General features: G+C 42.5%; 15 protein-coding genes, 4 tRNA genes and 1 pseudogene. 13 read left to right on the forward strand and 7 right to left on the reverse strand.

From position 1 onward, the window contains the following. Window positions 1-11: 11 nt before the first annotated feature. The 3 genes from QMK20_RS08565 (at window position 12) to QMK20_RS08575 (ending at window position 3,085) form a co-directional block, all read left to right on the forward strand. Entirely contained in the window at window positions 12-707 is a 696-nt protein-coding gene (locus QMK20_RS08565; protein ID WP_283655380.1) for a hypothetical protein, read from the forward strand. Between the two features lie 1,166 nt (window positions 708-1,873). Continuing rightward, on the forward strand, window positions 1,874-2,704 hold the full coding sequence (locus tag QMK20_RS08570) for a hypothetical protein (RefSeq protein WP_283655381.1): 831 nt from the start codon (window positions 1,874-1,876) through the stop codon (window positions 2,702-2,704). A gap of 165 nt (window positions 2,705-2,869) precedes the next feature. After that, window positions 2,870-3,085, forward strand: coding sequence for a hypothetical protein (locus QMK20_RS08575; RefSeq protein ID WP_283655382.1), 216 nt, complete (start codon window positions 2,870-2,872; stop codon window positions 3,083-3,085). Window positions 3,086-3,107: 22 nt separating this feature from the next. Here QMK20_RS08575 and QMK20_RS08580 read toward each other — a convergent pair. Further along, window positions 3,108-3,180 (reverse strand) — tRNA-Lys (locus QMK20_RS08580). Window positions 3,181-3,194: 14 nt separating this feature from the next. Beyond that, window positions 3,195-3,270, reverse strand: a tRNA-Ala gene (locus tag QMK20_RS08585). Window positions 3,271-3,385: 115 nt separating this feature from the next. Between QMK20_RS08585 and QMK20_RS27615 the strand changes: the two are divergent. The 3 genes and pseudogenes from QMK20_RS27615 to QMK20_RS08595 all read left to right on the forward strand — a co-directional run. Beyond that, window positions 3,386-4,534: pseudogene (locus QMK20_RS27615) on the forward strand (recombinase family protein); the annotation flags it as partial. Window positions 4,535-4,986: 452 nt separating this feature from the next. Next, window positions 4,987-5,100, forward strand: a tRNA-Ala gene (locus tag QMK20_RS08590). Window positions 5,101-5,112: 12 nt separating this feature from the next. Continuing rightward, window positions 5,113-5,185, forward strand: a tRNA-Lys gene (locus QMK20_RS08595). 200 nt (window positions 5,186-5,385) lie between these two features. Here the strand turns inward: QMK20_RS08595 and QMK20_RS08600 are convergent. Continuing rightward, the gene (locus QMK20_RS08600) at window positions 5,386-5,847 is read right to left on the reverse strand and encodes a MarR family winged helix-turn-helix transcriptional regulator (RefSeq protein WP_283655383.1); all 462 of its coding nucleotides are present in this window, start codon (window positions 5,845-5,847) and stop codon (window positions 5,386-5,388) included. 203 nt (window positions 5,848-6,050) lie between these two features. On the opposite strand from QMK20_RS08600, the gene QMK20_RS08605 reads away from it, so the two are divergent. From QMK20_RS08605 to QMK20_RS08625, 5 genes are all read left to right on the forward strand, one after another. Next, the gene (locus QMK20_RS08605) at window positions 6,051-6,935 is read left to right on the forward strand and encodes an SDR family NAD(P)-dependent oxidoreductase (protein ID WP_283655384.1); all 885 of its coding nucleotides are present in this window, start codon (window positions 6,051-6,053) and stop codon (window positions 6,933-6,935) included. A 247-nt stretch (window positions 6,936-7,182) separates the two neighbouring features. Beyond that, window positions 7,183-8,838, forward strand: a complete 1,656-nt coding sequence (locus tag QMK20_RS08610; RefSeq protein ID WP_283655385.1) for a helix-turn-helix domain-containing protein — start codon at window positions 7,183-7,185, stop codon at window positions 8,836-8,838. A gap of 181 nt (window positions 8,839-9,019) precedes the next feature. Further along, on the forward strand, window positions 9,020-9,970 hold the full coding sequence (locus QMK20_RS08615) for an iron-hydroxamate ABC transporter substrate-binding protein (RefSeq protein ID WP_283655386.1): 951 nt from the start codon (window positions 9,020-9,022) through the stop codon (window positions 9,968-9,970). A 160-nt stretch (window positions 9,971-10,130) separates the two neighbouring features. Beyond that, window positions 10,131-11,138, forward strand: coding sequence for a FecCD family ABC transporter permease (locus tag QMK20_RS08620; RefSeq protein ID WP_283655387.1), 1,008 nt, complete (start codon window positions 10,131-10,133; stop codon window positions 11,136-11,138). After that, window positions 11,135-12,142: a FecCD family ABC transporter permease gene (locus QMK20_RS08625; RefSeq protein WP_283655388.1), complete on the forward strand. Its 1,008-nt coding sequence runs from the start codon at window positions 11,135-11,137 to the stop codon at window positions 12,140-12,142. The genes QMK20_RS08620 and QMK20_RS08625 overlap by 4 nt, the downstream gene beginning before the upstream one ends. A 261-nt stretch (window positions 12,143-12,403) precedes the next feature. On the opposite strand, the gene QMK20_RS08630 is transcribed toward QMK20_RS08625, so the two are convergent. From QMK20_RS08630 to QMK20_RS08640, 3 genes are read right to left on the reverse strand one after another with little or no spacing between them, the layout of a single operon-like run. Beyond that, the gene (locus QMK20_RS08630) at window positions 12,404-13,408 is read right to left on the reverse strand and encodes an alpha/beta hydrolase family protein (protein WP_283655389.1); all 1,005 of its coding nucleotides are present in this window, start codon (window positions 13,406-13,408) and stop codon (window positions 12,404-12,406) included. After that, window positions 13,405-14,058: a GNAT family N-acetyltransferase gene (locus QMK20_RS08635; protein ID WP_283655390.1), complete on the reverse strand. Its 654-nt coding sequence runs from the start codon at window positions 14,056-14,058 to the stop codon at window positions 13,405-13,407. Before QMK20_RS08635 ends, QMK20_RS08630 begins: the two co-directional genes overlap by 4 nt. Window positions 14,059-14,085: 27 nt before the next feature. Next, window positions 14,086-14,850 (reverse strand): helix-turn-helix domain-containing protein, encoded by a 765-nt coding sequence (locus tag QMK20_RS08640; RefSeq protein WP_283655391.1) that lies wholly within the window; start codon window positions 14,848-14,850, stop codon window positions 14,086-14,088. A gap of 201 nt (window positions 14,851-15,051) precedes the next feature. On the opposite strand from QMK20_RS08640, the gene QMK20_RS08645 reads away from it, so the two are divergent. After that, complete coding sequence (locus tag QMK20_RS08645) at window positions 15,052-15,930, forward strand: radical SAM/SPASM domain-containing protein (protein WP_283655392.1); 879 nt, start codon at window positions 15,052-15,054, stop codon at window positions 15,928-15,930. Window positions 15,931-16,090: 160 nt separating this feature from the next. Here the strand turns inward: QMK20_RS08645 and QMK20_RS08650 are convergent, their stop codons facing one another. Then, on the reverse strand, window positions 16,091-16,657 hold the full coding sequence (locus tag QMK20_RS08650) for a TetR/AcrR family transcriptional regulator (RefSeq protein ID WP_283656235.1): 567 nt from the start codon (window positions 16,655-16,657) through the stop codon (window positions 16,091-16,093). A gap of 196 nt (window positions 16,658-16,853) precedes the next feature. Here QMK20_RS08650 and lpdA point away from each other — a divergent pair, with 196 nt between their 5' ends. Next, complete coding sequence (gene lpdA, locus QMK20_RS08655; RefSeq protein WP_283655393.1) at window positions 16,854-18,239, forward strand: dihydrolipoyl dehydrogenase; 1,386 nt, start codon at window positions 16,854-16,856, stop codon at window positions 18,237-18,239. The last annotated feature ends 99 nt before the right edge of the window (window positions 18,240-18,338 follow it).

Genomic DNA, 18,338 nt, shown 5'->3' on the forward strand with positions numbered 1-18,338 from the left:
TAATCAAGTATGTGATTGTCGATATTATGGATATAGACGTTCTGATTCAGTGCTTAGGTAGGAAGAGGATCATCGACAAATCAGATAAAGTCACTGTAATCATCAAAAATATCTCGAATAAGATGTTGAACAAACTGATCAGAGACTGTGACAAACAGATCGAACCTGCTTTATACCTACAAGAACATGGAACATCAAACTATGTGGAGAAGTATAGGAAACAGCCTAATCGAATTGTATATGATCGTCCAGTAAATAATGAAGTTGGATATGATAAAGCTATCAATGATTTGATGTTCTTCAAAGAGATATATGACAAGCAGTTTTTTGAACAAGTAGTCAGTGAAGAAAATGGATATATGAATTACATAAAAACGAAGCTCCAACAAGATACATATACAATATTGGATGATACATATGAAAAGGCTGATATTACAGATTACCTAGATACAATTGTAGGTAAACGTTTATACAAGGAAGAACAAGCGGAGTTAATTAAAAAAGTTGATTTACATGATGGAAGAAGAAGACAACAGAAAGATGTTGAACAGTTAAATATTTATTTTCAGAAGAACAGTTTACCATATAATATCAATAATGATTCTAAAACGAACAAGGACAGAAGAAGACGATTAGACAACGGTGATGTTAACCCAAACTATAACAAAAGGTACTGGATATTGGCTAAACATATGGTTTTTGACTAATAAAACCGTTGTTTATATAGCTTTTGTGCGTCCAGAGCATGGATATCATCAAATCAAAAGATCAAAATTAGCCGCATAGAGTGAATTGCCGTAGGCAAGAGGGAAACGGCGGCAGGTCGATGAAACGTCTACGAAGCGTAGCGAAGTGTTTTATCGAGTTGGTGGTAGAGTTTCCCTTTCTTTAGGAGCAAACAGCAAGTTCAAAAGAAGCGTCTCAAAAAATTGCAAGCAATTATTCCGTTCCGTCATCCAGTCACAAGTGACTGTCTGTAATTTGGATTCTTGAACTTGATCAGATACTAATCTATCCAATCTCCCTATATATAATATATAGAAAAATGGGGAGATTGATAAAAAACTCAATGTTTATCTATGTTTTTTGCACATTTATTTTTATGAGTTATAGTCAAAAACATACCATATTCGGCTATTTTTCAATCAAACTTTTGATTACAATGGGGAGATTGCCGAGATGTAAAAATTGGTTTAATTTTCTGAGTCGTTTGATTTGGATAAGGTTCACAGTGTATGAGTTGAACAACATAGCGTATGCTGTGGGGTAAATGTTTGAACACGACCCGATAAGGGGAGTTTTCAAATCGTTACCTGTTGCATAAGTAGCAAAAAGATTGGAAGCTATATTTTGATTCCTGTGTTTTGTTGTACATGAATTATGGGAATCAGGGTGTCAGATTAGTTGGCAGATGGGATAACAGAATAAGATGTATTTGGTCAAAATGAATTAATTTTTGACTTGTCTTTAGTACATCCTTTTTTCTGAACAATCAATTATGAAATTAAGATGTTTCTTCATAGACAAGGTATTTGTAAGGGGAAGGACAATAACTGTTATTCATAGATAAATTTATAGGGATTAGAGCGTTAAAATTAATTTGGGGATGCATCTTTACGTTTTCCATATAGCAGCATAGACTTACCATAGAGGCGGTTTGTAGATTAGATGTAATGAAGTAGCCGACTTATTTCTATAATGAGGTGTAATCATGGACGGTAAAAAATTTGTTCTTATGCTTTTACTTTTTTGCTTGTTGGGTATTATAGGGCTAATGTCTTTAATCTACGGATTCATCTGGCTAGTATTCAATGGATAGCTTATAAAATCAACATTTTACTTGCAAGAACATAAAACATTGGAGGTAGATAATTTGAGCGAACCAAAACAAAATAAAGGTAGAGGCAGACCAAGAATTCTGAGCGAAAAAGAATTTGAACGGTGGCACAACTCATATGATGAGGATATCCAAATAATAGATTATAAAAAGCGCGGAATTAAGTATAGTTTGATTGCACAAGAACGTAGCCTAATCAGCGAGGAGGAGGAATGTGCTTATTTTTTACTCTATGGATCGGTTAATTCAAGAATCAATAACACAAAACATGGTGACGAGTATTATCGAAGCATACCCTGCGAATGGGCTAATCCTGAGGAGACAGTAGAACAGATTATCAAGTGCAAACCTGAAATGTGGTTAGAATGGAAGCCGCTTACATCAATATACTTAGAAAAGAGAAAGCCCAGAGGATTACGCCCAAGTATAGATAGAACTAATGAAAAAGAGGGCTACTCTTTTTCTAACATAGCAGCGATGAGCCAACATAACAATACCAAGCGCGCGACAGCTCAACCTCAATTTTTAATAAAAATGTACGACCCTAGAAATCCTGAAAGCTCAAGAACGTTCAGGAAATACGATACTAAGCGGGAAGCTCTAGAGGCTATTGGCCTGTCTCAAACAGAATCAGATAGTGGGAAGTATTATGAAGCAGATGGTTGTGTATACCTCTTGCAATCATCTGCCCTCACGCATGGAGAAAAGGAATTGATTCAGAAAGAAGAAGACGACAAAGAGAAGACATATAGAGGATCAATTTTAATAGCAATAATAGAACTTGGTGATGGACGTACCGCAACAATAAATAAAGAATTCACATATACTCAGTCAGCGGTAATATTCAAGGAACCACCAGCAGAGTGAACATACATAGAAGTTGATTCAGACGAACGTGAAGGCTGTTTTAAGGAATATTAGAGTGAAGGTAGAGGAAATATAAGTAGCAAGTTAGAAAGGCTTAGAATTGGAATTATAGATTTTCAGCAGGTAGACAAACAAGGAAACTAAAACGGAGGCACATATACATACATGGAAGAAGTTGAAACAAACGGTGTTACATATAAAATAACGAGTAGAGGTTTAGATGGAAGAATAAACGGACTAAAGAGGTTTAATAAGAAAACAAAAATGTGGGTGAATTTATCATTTTCTAATGATGTAAATATTGATGAGATAGATAAAGTTAGTGCAAACTTGTTGAGCAATCAAAAAAATTATTTATTCAAACAAAAAAGACCCAATTAAGGGTCTTCTTTTATAATCTGTATGGACTCTCAGGGACTCGAACCCTGGACCAATTGATTAAGAGTCAACTGCTCTACCAACTGAGCTAAGAGTCCATATTAAGAAATTCTGGTGGAGCGTAGGGGGGGTCGAACCCCTGACCTCTTCGCTGCCAGCGAAGCGTTCTCCCACTGAACTAACGCCCCAATCACAAGAAGTAATATATCACAGATCGAAAACGGAAGTCAAGCTAATTTACATAATTAAGTTAATGATTTATAATTAATGGTAGCATAATAAGATGATGTGGAGGTTCAATTTATGGCAGATAAGAAAAGAGTGGCAACCTTATATCGCGTTTCCACAAAAGGACAAATGGATGGGAATGATATCCCATTGCAACAAAGAGCTTGCAGGGGCATGATAGACGGTCGAGAAGACTGGGTACTGGTTAAGGAGTATACAGAAAAAGGTGTTTCTGGATTCAAGGTTTCAGCAGCAAATAGAGATATTATCCAGCAAGCAAAAGATGATGCTGAGAACGGCGTTTTCGATGTTTTGCTTGTATTTATGTTTGACCGACTAGGCAGAAAAGATGATGAAACTCCGTTTGTTCTTGAGTGGTTCGTAAAGCAAGGTGTTGAAATGTGGTCTGTTATTGAAGGACAGCAAAAAATTGAACAGCATGGCGACAGATTAATGAACTATCTAAGGTTTTGGCAATCAAGTGGGGAAAGCAGAAAAACATCTGATCGAGTAAATGAAAAGCATATCCAGATGGCTCAAGATGGGATTTATAGAGGTGGTACACCGCCTTTTGGATACAAGCTAGTAAAATCCGGGGTGAAAAACAAAAAAGGCAAAGAACTAATGAAAATGATTATAGATGAAGATAAAAAACAGATTGTTGTAGAAATATTTTATCTTGTCAAAGAGGAAGGATATGGGAGCAATAGAATAGCTAAACTATTAAATGAGAGAGGTATAACAACTTCGACTGGTTCTAAATGGAATACTGGATCAATTAACTTTATTTTAAGGAACCCTGTTTACAAAGGATATCCTACATACGGAAAGAGAAAGTCGAAAGAGGGAGTGTTTATCACAAAAAGCAAAGAAGATTGGGTGTCGCCAGAAAAACAAGTTGAAGAACTGGTCATTATTAATGAAGAATATTTTGATTCAGTGCAAGTTATCCGAACAACTCGATCACCTGAAAATGTTAAAAATGAAGATTATATTCGGATGAATACAACGAAAAGTCCTCTCTTGTTTGTTGGAATAATTAAGTGTGGGCATTGCGGTTCCCCGTTGACTACAACTTATTGTCAAAAGACATATAAAGTGGCAGATGGAACGGTTAAGAAATGGAAAAAGGCTAAGTACAGATGCAGTGGCAAGGCTCTTGCAAAAGTAGAATGTAGTGGGCAAACACTTTATTCAAACGATAAAATCGAGGATACTGTTTTAGATGAGGTTAGAATATATCTGGATTACATGAAGAAACTTAATTATGAAGACTTTGCAAAAGATTATAATCAAGAACAATATGAAAACATTAAAAAAGTAATCGATAAGAAAAATAAAGAATTGGAAAACGAATACAAAGAGCTAGATACACTAAAAAAAGAAATACCAAAGAGTATACTTGGCAGGAGCGCTTTTAAGCCTGAACTGTTAAGCGAGCTTACACAATCAAAAGAGGAAAATATTGATACACTTAATGAGGAATTAGGTATATTGCATAACGACTTAAAAGTGAAGAAAATAGAAATTGATTCTCTTAAAGAGTTTGCGTCAAGTATAAGTATTTGGGATGAAAAATTTTACGAAGCTAATCATGACAAAAAGAAGGTTATGCTTAGAAACATTATTGATTATATAGAGGTCTTTCGAGACAGCGTAGATATTAAGTTTAAATTGGACGTAGCTCAGTTTCTATCTGATTGTGGTAATGGTAGTGTTTTTGAACTACGTGGGAGAGCACATCGCTGGCAGCGATGAGGTCAGGGGTTCGATCCCCCTAGACTCCACCAATTTTATATTATGGACTCTTAGCTCAGTTGGTAGAGCAGTTGACTCTTAATCAATTGGTCCAGGGTTCGAGTCCCTGAGAGTCCATCCTTTAGAAAAACGGCAGTAATGCCGTTTTTTTGTTTTGAATTTAGCTTTGTTTTCCTTCGTGGTCACACGTTTGGTCACAGAAGGCCCTACTTTCTTGATGAACAATAAACGCCATGTTCTCTTTAATGAGGACACGACGTTTATTTTAGTTTTACTCCATGCTTTTAAGAAAGGCAGTCATTCAACCTATGAACTTGTTACTTGTGATCAAATCCGTTAAAGTCCCTGAGCATTCCGATAAAATTTTCAAGTTGTTCATCGTCCCATCTTGAAATGTGTTCGTAAAATACAAATTCTTTCTCTTTTAGAGCATCAATCGTCTTTTGTTGTCCAAGCTCAGTGAGGGATAGAAGTATTCCTCGACGATCATCAGGGGAGGCTTCCCTTTTCACATAACCCAAAAGCTCAAGTTGTTTGACGAGACGGCTAACCGAACTGCGATCCATAGCTGTTGATTCCGCCAGCATAGTGGCGCTTGTTGGGCCGTACGAGTAAAGCCAACGGATAATATGGAAACCCGCAGGTTGTATTGAAGGATCGAAACGTGCTGCAGTTTTGACATTTAGCGCATGTGAGGCGCTTATGAGGGCATTGATTTGCTCGCCGAGCCCCAGTTCCAATTGGCCTCTCGGCGTATTTTTGTGTCGATCATTATTCATCCTATTTCACCTAACCTTAATTGATAAAGTAAATCATTCAAGTTAATTAATTGACATATATCAATCAAAATAATATAGTTGATTTATATCAAGTATATGGCTGCGTCAGCTGTATGTCAAAACTTGAGACGGGTCTAACGGAGTAAAGCAATGAACGGCCCAATTACATTGACAATGACTATTCAGCACAAAGGAGAATTACCATGATGGCTAATCCGATTGTTGTAATAACTGGCGGAACGAGTGGTCTGGGGCAACTCGTTGCGATTGAATTGGCTAAACGTGGTACTCATCTTGTCATGACAGCCAGGAGCAAGGATCGCGCTGAAGCTACTAAAAAAATTATAAAAGATATGATACCCTCAACAAAAGTAGACTTTTTTTTCGGGGACCTATCCTTAATGAAAGATGTCAGACGTATGGGGAACGAGATTTCAACTGCATACCCCAAAATAGATGTGCTTTTGAATAATGCAGGACTGCATGCATTCGAACAAAGGGTAACCTCCGAGGGATTTGCAGAAATGATAGCTGTGAACTATTTAGCACCGTGGTTATTGACGCACGCCTTACAGTATTCCTTGAAAAATGCAGGAAGCGCCAGAATTGTAAATGTTGCCTCTGAGGCTTCACGCAATCATGGTGAGCTTAAGCTCCCTGAGGATTTGACCAATATAGCTCCTTTTACTCCCAGAGGCTCGTCTGCAATATATGGGAAAACCAAGCTGTATAACATTATGTTTACTGGTGAACTGGCACGTCAATGGACTGGAACGGGGATCAGTGTTAATGCTCTGAATCCAGGGTTTAATGTTACAGGTCTTGGACGTGAGCTATGGTTTGCATCAATGCTTGAGCGTTTTTTGAATTTTTTTCATATTGGTGATCCACGCAGAGGAGCTGATATTATGACTCGTTTAATTGTGGATCCGCAGTACCAGGCAGTTACAGGAGGGTATTTTAATGTAGGAACCGGACATTCAATTGTACCTGTAGACCCCAGTGGAGATATTGCTATGCAAAATAAACTGTGGAATTGTACGAAAGAATTACTACAACAAAGAGGGCTTCTTAACAATATGACCTGATTTTATGGATTACCGCGGTAAACTGAGGACTGTTTTGTAAAAATCTAAGGTGGGGTTCACGTCAATTGAATCCGTAAAACTAACTAACGAGGGGCCTGAAAATTAGGAGAATAGCCGTATCATGGAAAAGGTTTGATCATTTATAGTATAGATATCGTTTTTATGCTATATAATTGGACTTTTTTGCTTAATACGATGCAGAGGACTGAAAAACGTTCCTCAATATTTTGTAATGGAGGCTTTGCTTGTGGATAACGTTGTCTCGGAATGGGCAGAGTCCCATTTTCCTTTATATACTGCTGACAGTATCCATTCGCTGTACAGCACCTCGAATTTTCCGATGTATAAGATTCATGAGAGTGTAACCGTGCTGATTGCGATTGCCAGCGGCAAAGGCATTCTCAGGATTAATGATCAAATGTACGAACTCATGGAAGGGAGTGTCATCCTTCTCCCAGCCCATAGCCATGCCGCTTTAATTACGAATCTCCAGCAACCACTTCATGCTTATAAGCTTTTAATCCGTACGCGAGAGCAGGCAAATTCTCTGCCCACAGGTGTAATGATGCGGAAAAGCGAGGTGGCCTCCAATGCCAATATTCAGTTTTTCCCTTACGAACCTGCGATTGTGGCCCATGTGGAGGATCTGTATATTCATCGTTTACCTGCTAGTGAAGCCCGTCATGTGCAAAATCAAATTATCTTTCACCAAATCATTCTTCAACTGTTGAAACAGCAGGAGGCCAAGTATGCTGCCAGTGAGCAGCCGTCGATGGAACACAGCATTACTTATTTGGAAAATCACTATAGCGAGAAAATAATGCGTGAGCAGTTGGCCGCGATTGCAGGCGTAAGCCGATCACATTATTCTATCCAGTTTAAGCAGCTTACCGGTTTTTCCCCGAACGAATACTTGTCGCGGCTGCGCGTTCACCGAGCCAAAGAACTGTTAATTAGCGGATCAGGCACGCTCCGGGAAATTGCAATGAAGGTAGGTTACAAGGATGAATTTTATCTAAGCCGTCGTTTTAAGCAGCATACAGGAGCATCACCTTCAAGCTACAACCGCGGATCATCCCAGCGTGTGGCTGTATTGCTCATACCTTACGCCAGCCATCTGTTGCTGCTTGGGTTGGAACCTGCTGTCACCATTTCGGAAAGCAGCGAATATGTGAAGACGAATGGTCTGGAGCCGCCGCAAACGATGAAGTTTATAAGCACGAACTGCTCTGCTGAACAGGTGAACTCGGTATTGCTCGATACCAACATTGAGTTGATCATTGCAGCCAAACAGCATTTGCACCAATATGGGCTGAATCCTGAGCATTTGCGAGTTGTAGCGCCTATCGTGGAAATTTCATGGATGGAAATGGGATGGAAAGAGCATCTGCGTCGTATCGCACATGCTGTTCAGAGGAGCGATCGGGCAGAGCAGTGGTTGGCTGCTTTTGAAAAGGAAGAACAGGCAGCCCGTTCACTGGTACAGCAATGCGCAGTCGCTCATGAAATTATAACGATTCTGGTGATTAAGCCGGATAAGCTGCTCGTTTACGGAGCGAGAAATGTCGGATATATTATCTATCAATCGCTTGGACTGCGGCCTCCTGAATTGATTGGGCAGGAGATGAAGAAGCGTGGGGACCAATTTCATTCTATTCCCATTGAGATATCCGAACTCGCAGCTTATGCCGGGTCGCAATTATTGGTTGCTATGTTTCCGGATGAGAAGGGCTCCACCGCACATAGTGAAATGATATTCAAGTCCTCCTATTGGAACAGCCTTCCCGCTGTACAGCGGAATAATGTACATCTGCTTGACCTGGATGAATGGTTGCCCTACAATCCGGTTTCTATTCGTTTGCAGCTTCAACGCGCGGTAGCTTTATTTACAAGTAACCAATAGTCCAAGTCATTTTCCAAACAAAAAGGCATGGCTCGGCGCATAGCGGTTCCATATAATTAGTTCATACAAATGAGAATGAATTTCATAATCAATGAAAGGGGTACTAAGTTTAAGATTAGCATCTCATGCACGATATGAAGACTCATTGAACATAGCGTTTTGAAAGGGAGAGAGTTATTTTATGAAAAAGCTTTTTATTCCGCTGGTACTTTTACTTGTGGTTGTATTGAGTGCTTGTGGCGGAAATCAAGCGAACCATGCCGAGAATGGTAAAAGTTCGTCCTCTGAGGCTACTTCGGACTCGAAATCGAAATCTACCACATTCGTCTATCAATCCGAGAATGGACCCGTGGAGGTTCCGACCCATCCGCAACGCGTCGTTGTGCTTACCAGGTTCTTGACGGGTAACGTGATGGCGCTCGGTGTGCCTCTGGTCGGCGTGGACGAAATGTCCAAGACCAACCCGAATTTTGAAGAGAAGCTGAAAGGCGCAGAGGCGGTTACGGACGAAAGTCTGGAGAAGATCATCGAGTTGAATCCGGATCTTATTATCGGGCTTTCAGATATTAAGAACGTCGATAAATTTAAGCAAATCGCTCCTACTGTCACTTATACATATGGCAAGGTGGATTTCTTAACCCAGCAACGTGAAATCGGAAAATTGTTGAATAAAGAAAAAGAAGCACAAGCCTGGATCGATGATTTTACAGTCCGTGCCCAAAAAGCCGGAAAAGAAATCAAGGCGAAGATCGGTGCCAACGCGACGGTTTCGGTCATCGAGACATTCAATAAGCAGCTCTATGTCTATGGCGATAACTTTGGCCGTGGAACAGAAATTCTCTATCAGGAGTTCGGACTCACCATGCCGAAGAAAGTCAAGGAGGCGACCCAGAAAGAAGGTTATTTTGCCTTATCGTCTGAGGTTATGAAAGATTACTTGGGTGACTATGTCATTTTCAGTAAAAACGCGGATGAGGACAATTCGTTCCAGAATACCGAAACGTACAAGAATATTCCCGCGGTCAAGAATCAACATGTCTTCGAGGCTAACGCGAAGGCGTTCTACTTTAACGATCCACTGAGCATGGAATACCAATTGAAATTTTTCATTCAGCATTTTCTCGACCAGTAAACGTTGATCCCTATTTCGGGAATGCATCGCTTAGGGGCGTCTACGATTCAAAGCATGGCAACGATTTGTCTTTCGTTGTGAATCATTTTTATTCGATGCGAAGGAACTGGTTATTTAACAGTTTCTTCGCATATTTCATTAAAGAAGAGATGAGAGTCCGATGAAGATTAAACAACATGCCTTTCCTTTTGCGTATAAGCTCTTTGGCAGCGTGCTGGCGCTCATTTTTTGTTTCATCATTTCAATGATATTCGGTGCAGCGGAAACGACGCTCCACGACCTGTGGCTTGCTCTCACCTCGGGTACCAAGGAAGACAAGTTTCTCATCCTGCGTGAGATTCGGCTACCCCGCGAGCTGGCGGCTATGCTGGTCGGCGCCGCTTTTGCCGTGTCCGGTGCTATTATGCAGGGAGTTACCCGCAATCCGCTGGCCGATCCGGGCTTGCTGGGCCTGACTTCCGGCGCCAACATGGCGCTCGCGTTGGCTTTCGTATTCATACCGGGCATAAACTACTTCGGCATCATGGTGGCCTGCTTTCTCGGGGCCGCTCTGGGAGCAGTTTTGGTCATCGTCCTTAGCTCAATGCGCCGAGGCAACCTGTCCCCGATCCGAGTCGTGCTGGCGGGAGCGGCTGTATCCGCGTTTCTGTATGCCATCTCTGATGGCGTCAGCATCGCATTTAAGATTTCAAAGGATGTATCCATGTGGACCGCCGGGGGTCTGATCGGAACAACGTGGGGACAAATACAGGCCATTGCGCCAGTCATCCTTCTCGGCATTATGGTAGCTTTGATGCTTTCCAACCAACTGAGTATTCTCAGCCTGAGTGACGAAGTGGCGGCAGGATTGGGCCAAAATCTGGTATGGATCAAATCCATCCTGTTTGTCCTTGTCATTGTGATTACGGGCGCATCGGTTGCGCTTGTCGGAAACATGGCATTCGTGGGTCTAATGATTCCTCATATCGTCCGCAAGATGGTTGGCACCGATTATCGGTATATCCTGCCTTTCTCGACTTTTGTAGGAGCTACGTTCATGCTGCTCGCAGATACGCTGGGCCGCACGATTAATGCACCTTACGAGACGCCAGTGGCAGCCATCGTGGCGATGCTAGGCTTGCCCTTCTTTCTGCTCGTTGTGCGTAGAGGAGGTAAAGCTTTCTTATGATTCTGTCCGCTCTTGTTCGAAAACAACGCCTGATCCTGCTCGTCAGTTTAGGGCTAATTGTTCTAACCGCTATAGCCAGCATGGCCTGGGGATACTCGTCTTTGTCGTTTGACAGGCTGATCCCTGTTTTGTTCGGCCAAGGCACCTTCAAAGAAGAGTTTGTTCTGTTTTCCGTCCGACTGCCACGGATTTTTATTACATTGCTATCGGGCATGGCGCTTGCGTTGTCAGGCTCCATTCTGCAAAGTATCACCCGCAACGACTTGGCCGACCCAGGCATCATCGGCATTAATTCTGGCGCGGGCGTAGCCATTGCGTGCTTCTTTCTGTACTTCCCGATCGATGTCGGATCGTTCATTTATGTTTTGCCACTTGTCGCTTTTATTGGCGCATTGGTAACAGCAGCTTTGATCTATGTTTTCTCGTATAGCCGAACGAGCGGACTTGATCCCATCCGGCTTGTACTGGTGGGGGTTGGTTTCTCCCTTGCGCTGTCGGGGATCATGATTGTAATCATCTCCTCGGCTGAACGATCGAAGGTCGATTTTATCGCGAAATGGATTGCGGGCAATATATGGGGCACGGACTGGCCGTTCATTTGGGCACTGCTTCCTTGGCTGATCCTGCTTATACCGTTTACCTTGTACAAGTCTCAGCGGCTCAATCTTCTTGCTTTGAGCGAACCATCGGCGATTGGCGTCGGTCTGAAGCTTGAACGAGAACGCCTCGTTCTTATTCTGACGGCGGTCGCCGCGGCTGCATCTGCGGTATCTGTCACGGGCGGTATCGCGTTTATTGGGTTGATGGCCCCGCACATGGCCAAGGCACTGGTCGGGCCACGCAATCAGTTGTTCATTCCCGTCGCTGTTCTGCTTGGCGGCTGGCTGCTGTTAACCGCGGACACGATCGGTCGCAATCTCACAGATCCCGACGGTATTCCCGCAGGCATCATGGTGTCGTTAATCGGTGTGCCTTATTTTGCTTATTTACTGCTCAGGAAGTAGCTCCGACGCGTAGTCGGGTAGGTTAATTCAGGTAGTCCAGAGTTAGAGAGCTAGAGTCCCGCATTATCAATCCTTAAAAAACGGCAGAGATGTCGTTTTTTATTAGTTTATAAGTTCTGATTTCGAAGTACTACCATGACTGCGATTTCCAAGATAGGATACGTTGTATCTATGAGGAGATTGATTGCAGTATTTTGTATTCAGTAAATTAAATAGCCCGAATGGTTACTGCCAGCATTACAGCGAGGTACTAAAATACTTTTAACGCTGGCTGACATAATCGGCGAGGATTTTCAAGTACTCATCATTCACCAATTTTCTGGGGGCAAATACGGCTGTTAAAAAAGTTAGAGATTTTGAATGTGCGACTTTTTCATTCATCATGGAATGGTCGGCTTCAGGTAGATGGATGACGGACAGCAGCTCTGAAGGCACCTTCTGTCGATATACTCGTTCAGTATCTTTTACATCAACGTTAATATCTTTTCCAGCCAGAACCAAGAGTACAGGAGAATTAAAGTAGCCTAATTCTTCGGTGGAATCAGACCGGAAATTTTTGCCTATAAAGCTCCATCTTTCTTTGGAAATCAAATTGTCTGGGTTGGCTATTTTCAGGTATTCTTCATAAGAAGCTTGTTTTTTTAGTAATTGCAAAATCTGTTGATTGTAGTCCAATCTCTTTGTAATTTTTTGCGGAGTAGCCCCTTCCTGTTCCATCTCTTTTCTGGTGTTAAATTGCCCTTGTGTAATCCAGTTCACGGCCGGCGATACAAGGATGCTGAAAGCAATATTGTGCTCCTTTTTAACGATCTTAGGAATGACCCATCCTGCTTGACTGGCTCCCCATAGGCCGATTTTCTGCTTATCGATCATCGGTAAGGTACTCGCCCAGTCTATTGCATATCGGATCTCCTGTGCCCGGTCCTCCATGCTTTGATCCAGCCAATTTCCAGGAGCGCCATTAATACCGGGCTTATTTAAGGATAAGGAGGCGTAACCCTTGGAAGCGAACCTTTCCCACAGTGGTTTGTATCCATCATCATATGTGTCATTGATAGGACCATCCCCATGGACAAAAACAACCAGTCCAACCTTTCCCGAGTAGTCCTTAGGCAAAGCTAATGTACCCGTTAATACCCCTTTAGGAGTCGTAATTTGTATTTTTTCTTCCGTCATCTTGTAGGAATCTTGATATAGAATAATCAATATTAAGGCAACAGCTAGACCTGACGCAATACCAAGGATAAGCTTGGATGTTCTTTTCAAAGGTGTTCTCTCCTCGAATGCAGTTTAGTTTCTTTCCAAGTCATCAGATGCCATACAGGCTCCTTGAACCAAAAATGTCGCAATCCATTGCATTTGGATTGTTCTACTTCAAACGCTAGTTTCTGATACAAACGGATGGCCCCCTGGTTCTTATGCTCTACATGAAGCGTCAACACATGAAAACCGGATTCAACCGTAAATTGCTGTGCGAAAGCTAGAAAACGTCGTCCTATTCCCTGATTACGATGACTTGAGCGAATCGCCAAATGATCAATATAGCACTCATCTGAGGCAGGCTTATATTCCAGCGCATGCATACCTGTCAAAAATTTAAATACATTGAAGCAGCCAAACTGTTTTATGAGCGGAGCCCAAGAAATGGGTTTTGTTTTAGGGAGCGAAGAGGAAGGTGCTTTCCATTTGAGGGAGAGAACACCGACAACTTCTTGGTTCTCTTTAACTACAAATTGCTTCATAGTTGAAGAATTAGGGTCTTGAACCCAGACCTTCATGAGTAGCTGCTGTATATCCTGATCTTCCAGTGTAACAAGAGCTTGAAATTTAGTTTTAAATGATTCCACTAAGAGCTTACATACAGCTTCATAATCTTGCTTTTGATAAGCAACAATGTCAATTGATTCTGGACTCATGTAACTGCCTCCCGCACTCTAAGAAGTTTATTTTACTTTTACTTGAATCTCATATTGCAGCTTGTTGTTGTCGAACATGGATAGGTAGGATTTTTCTACTAAAATAATCTTGCTTTGGCACTTATATTGGTGCTGAGTGACATAGCGCTCTAATTGTTGGATTTCATACTCAATCTCGTCGTCTTCAGTGACGGAAAAATGCTTATAAAGATAGCTGCCTTCTTCCAGAATATAGTCAGCTGTATCTGTCATATCTGTCGTTTCATAACATAGCTTCACTTGTCCAGAGTCAGATAGATAATGCAGATCATTTTCAAATAACTGAGGTGGAGCGGGTCGTTGTTCGAATAAATCCCTGGCAGTGAGCTCTTGATCTCTCTCAAATGCAAACCACAGCTTTAAATGTCGGGGACCTAGCAGCCTAATCTGATACTCATTGTCCTGATGAGTGAGGTTATGATGTTCTTTTAGCACTTTGTGAATAAACTGTTCGAGCAACTTCAAATTAGCTATTTCATCCTGTACCCTCTGCAGCGAATCCTCTAAAAGCTGGTTGTAATCATCGGTAGCGTAGGAAGTCATGCATTTTTCAATCTGACCCACAGAGACATTTAATTTACGTAGCAATAAAATATGGGAAAGCTGATAAATTTCATGAAGCCCGTACATTCGATATTGATTTTTTTCTGTGTATGACGGATACAGGATCCCCTTTTCTTCAAAATATCGCAGTTGATGTACAGATACATTCATAAGCTGTGAAAGCTGGCTGATCGTAATGTGTTCTTTCAATGACAAGACTCCTTATGGTGTAGTTGAATAACTTCACTATAAACCTTAGGTCAGACCTAAGGTCAATAGCAAATTGAGGACAGCAAAGGAAGAGCAAATGAACGAACATAAATGATTTACCTGTCAGTGATAACCCGTTATAATCATAAGATTAGTGAGCATAAACAAGATGCTTAGGATGAAGGTTAGAATGGGGAAATCATGGTGAAGACTTTCAAAAAGGTATATATTGAAATTACAAGTATCTGTAATCTCGCTTGCAGCTTTTGCCCTCAGACGCAGCGTGTTAAAAAATTTATTGATCCGGAAATTTTTCGCGACGTTCTTGACCAGGTCAAGCCGCATACGGATTTCATTTATTTGCATGTAAAAGGAGAGCCGTTGCTCCATCCGAAGATTGATCTTTTGCTGGAGAGCGCTCATGAAAAAGGATTGAAAGTGAATATTACCACCAACGGCACTTTGCTGCCCAAAACCGGACATAAGCTGTTGGGTCAACCCGCGCTACGGCAGATGAATTTTTCGCTTCACAGCTTTGACGGGCATGAAGGCTCGGTAGATCGGGAAGGGTATTTGGGCAATATTTTTACGTTTGTAAGGGAAGCTGTGAAGCATAATGTCATTATCTCGTTCCGTCTCTGGAACCTGACTCAAGATAATTTGACTAATGTGCAGCGTCAGCGCAACCGTGAGACACTTGAGCGACTGGAGCAGGAGTTTGGGCTGGACTACCGGATTGAGGAAAAGGTTATACCTGGGAGTGGGATTAAAATTGCCCCCAACGTTTATTTGAATCAGGATCACGAATTTGAATGGCCTAGCCTGAGTGCCCCGGAGGATGATGGCAAAGGCTTTTGCCATGCGCTTCGCAGCCAGGCGGCGGTATTGGTGGACGGAACAGTTGTCCCTTGCTGTCTGGATGGGGAAGGCGTTATTAATTTAGGTAACGTGCATGAGCAATCTTTTTCCGACATTGTTGAAGGGGAGCGTGCAAATCGCTTGTACTTCGGGTTCTCCAAGAGAGAAGCGGTGGAAGAGCTGTGCCGCAAATGCGGGTACCGTAAACGATTTGGAACATAATAGACATTTGGCGAGTGCAGATTTCGAATCTCTGACAAATCGCTATCCCCGTTTTGAGCTTGGCCCATAGGAAAAGCCTCTAAATACCAAGGATTGATTGGTGTTTAGCGGCTTTTTTTGCGCACGTAAAACATGCTCAATTCATAAAAAAGGCATTTGTTCAGGCATTAACCAGTGCTTTGGCGTGCTGTTTGCCTGCCGAGAGAAGGCTGTCGCTCAGTTCAGGATCATTAACTGAACGTGCAAGCACAAGAGAACCGACCATGCTGCTGAACAACGCGCTACCTTTGGACAGATCCATTCCTGCCAAACGGGAGATAAACGTAATCATTCGTGTCAGCTCCTGCGTGAATATCTGCCGGATTTCTTCGGAAGAACGGGCTATGTCTACGGAAAGAGCAGGAATAATACAGCCCATTTCTGTTTGATCACGGTGATGGATGCTTAAATAGTAGTCGATGATAACATTAATTTTGGGATCTTGCTCTTCTTGGTCAACAGCCTTCTGAAGAAGTGCGAGGGTATCACTGACAGCATAGCGACAGGCTTCGGCGACTAGCTCTTCTTTGTTGTCAAAGTGTGAATAGAACCCGCCGTGAGTTAATCCGGCCCCTTTCATAATAAAGGGCACACTTACATCGTGGATACCGTTGGCGCGAAAAGCCTGGGCAGCACTTTCAACGATCTTACTCCGCACTTTCATCTTATGGCCTTTTGGATAAGGCATTGTAATCACTCCAAGGCTTCATAATGCTAACTTCAAAATATTATAATCATCATAATTAAACGTGTCAATTGTTCTTCTTGCAACGACTACCTCAGCATGGCTGATCACGACTATTGACGTATACAAAATATGATGACTATAATATATTATAATCATCATATTTAAATCAGGCAATTTTAAAGGGAGGCATCAGGTTATGAGCAAGCTTGAATCTGTAGATACCCTGGTCATTGGATCAGGTCCGGGAGGCTATGTGGCGGCAGAGCGTTCTTCTCAGCTTGGAATGAAGACAGCGATTGTCGAACGCAGTCAGCTAGGTGGAGTCTGCACGCATGTAGGCTGCATTCCATCCAAAGCTTTGATTGCCGAAGCACATCGCTATGAGGTACTCAGGCAGTTAAATCAGGCCGATACAGCAGCGTCATTCGTGAATGCTCAGGCCTTAAAGCAGGCGGTTGTAAATAAGCAGGCAGGCGGAGTCGGCTATTTAATGAAAACGGCAGGTGTGAGTATTCTGGAAGGGGAGGCAAGCTTGGTTGACGAGCATACAGCCATCATCAAGCAAAATGGAGCGGAACAAACGATATCCTTTAAGCATGCCATATTGGCAACCGGTTCCCGCCCAATCGAGCTGAAAGCATTTCCGTTCGGCGGACGTATTTTGTCCTCTACAGAGGCGCTTTCGCTTCCAGAGGCTCCGACCAGTCTGGTCGTGATAGGCGGTGGATATATTGGCGTCGAGCTTGGACAGATGTATGCCAAATTTGGAACAAAGGTAACGATTCTGGAGGGAGGAGAACGGATATTGCCGGGGTTTGAGGCGGATCTTGTGGCCCCTGTTGTCAAGCAGTTGAAAACAGATGGTGTAAACATCGTAACTAGGGCGACAGCCGAAAACGTCGTGCAGAATGCGGATACCATTACGCTGCATTATTCAAAAGATCAGGAGCAGCATCATGTTACCGCAGAGTTTGTATTAGTTACTGTAGGCAGAAAACCCAATACAGATGGCAGGTTAGGACTGGAGCACATTGGCTTGCCAGTGACGAGCAGGGGGCTGATCGAGACAGACGAGCAGTGTAGAACAGCTATTCCGCATATTTTTGCCATTGGAGATATTACGGAGGGTCCAGCGCTTGCCCATAAAGCTTCCTATGAAGCGAAGATTGCGGCAGAAGCGATAGCAGGTCAAGCTGCCAAAGTGGATTATAAAGCCATACCGCTGGTTGTCTTTTCTGAACCGGAGTTGGCTAGTGTTGGCCTAAGTGAAACAGAAGCCAAGGAAAAAGCCTTACCGATTATCATTGGCAGAGCTTCTTTTTCGATTAACGGCAGAGCATTGGCACTAAGGGCAGCAGAGGGGTATATCAAAATCGTAGCAAAGCAGGACTCGGGAATCCTACTGGGGGCGCAAATTGTGGGTGTCGAAGCGTCAACACTCATTTCGGAGCTTGCTCTAGCCATCGAAATGGGCGCAACCGTAGAAGACTTGGCTCTAACCATTCATCCCCATCCCACACTGGGAGAAGTAATTATGGAGGCTGCGGAGAACGCGGTCAGAAAAATGGATAGTACAAAGTAAAGGCTCCGTAAGAATCACTTCATTGCCTGTGAGAATGATTATCAACTATAATGGGTTATAGTTTGAATCTGAATGCGATCAGGTACGTGGATGGTTTGG

The organism is Paenibacillus sp. RC334, assembly GCF_030034735.1.
Taxonomy (GTDB): domain Bacteria; phylum Bacillota; class Bacilli; order Paenibacillales; family Paenibacillaceae; genus Paenibacillus; species Paenibacillus terrae_A.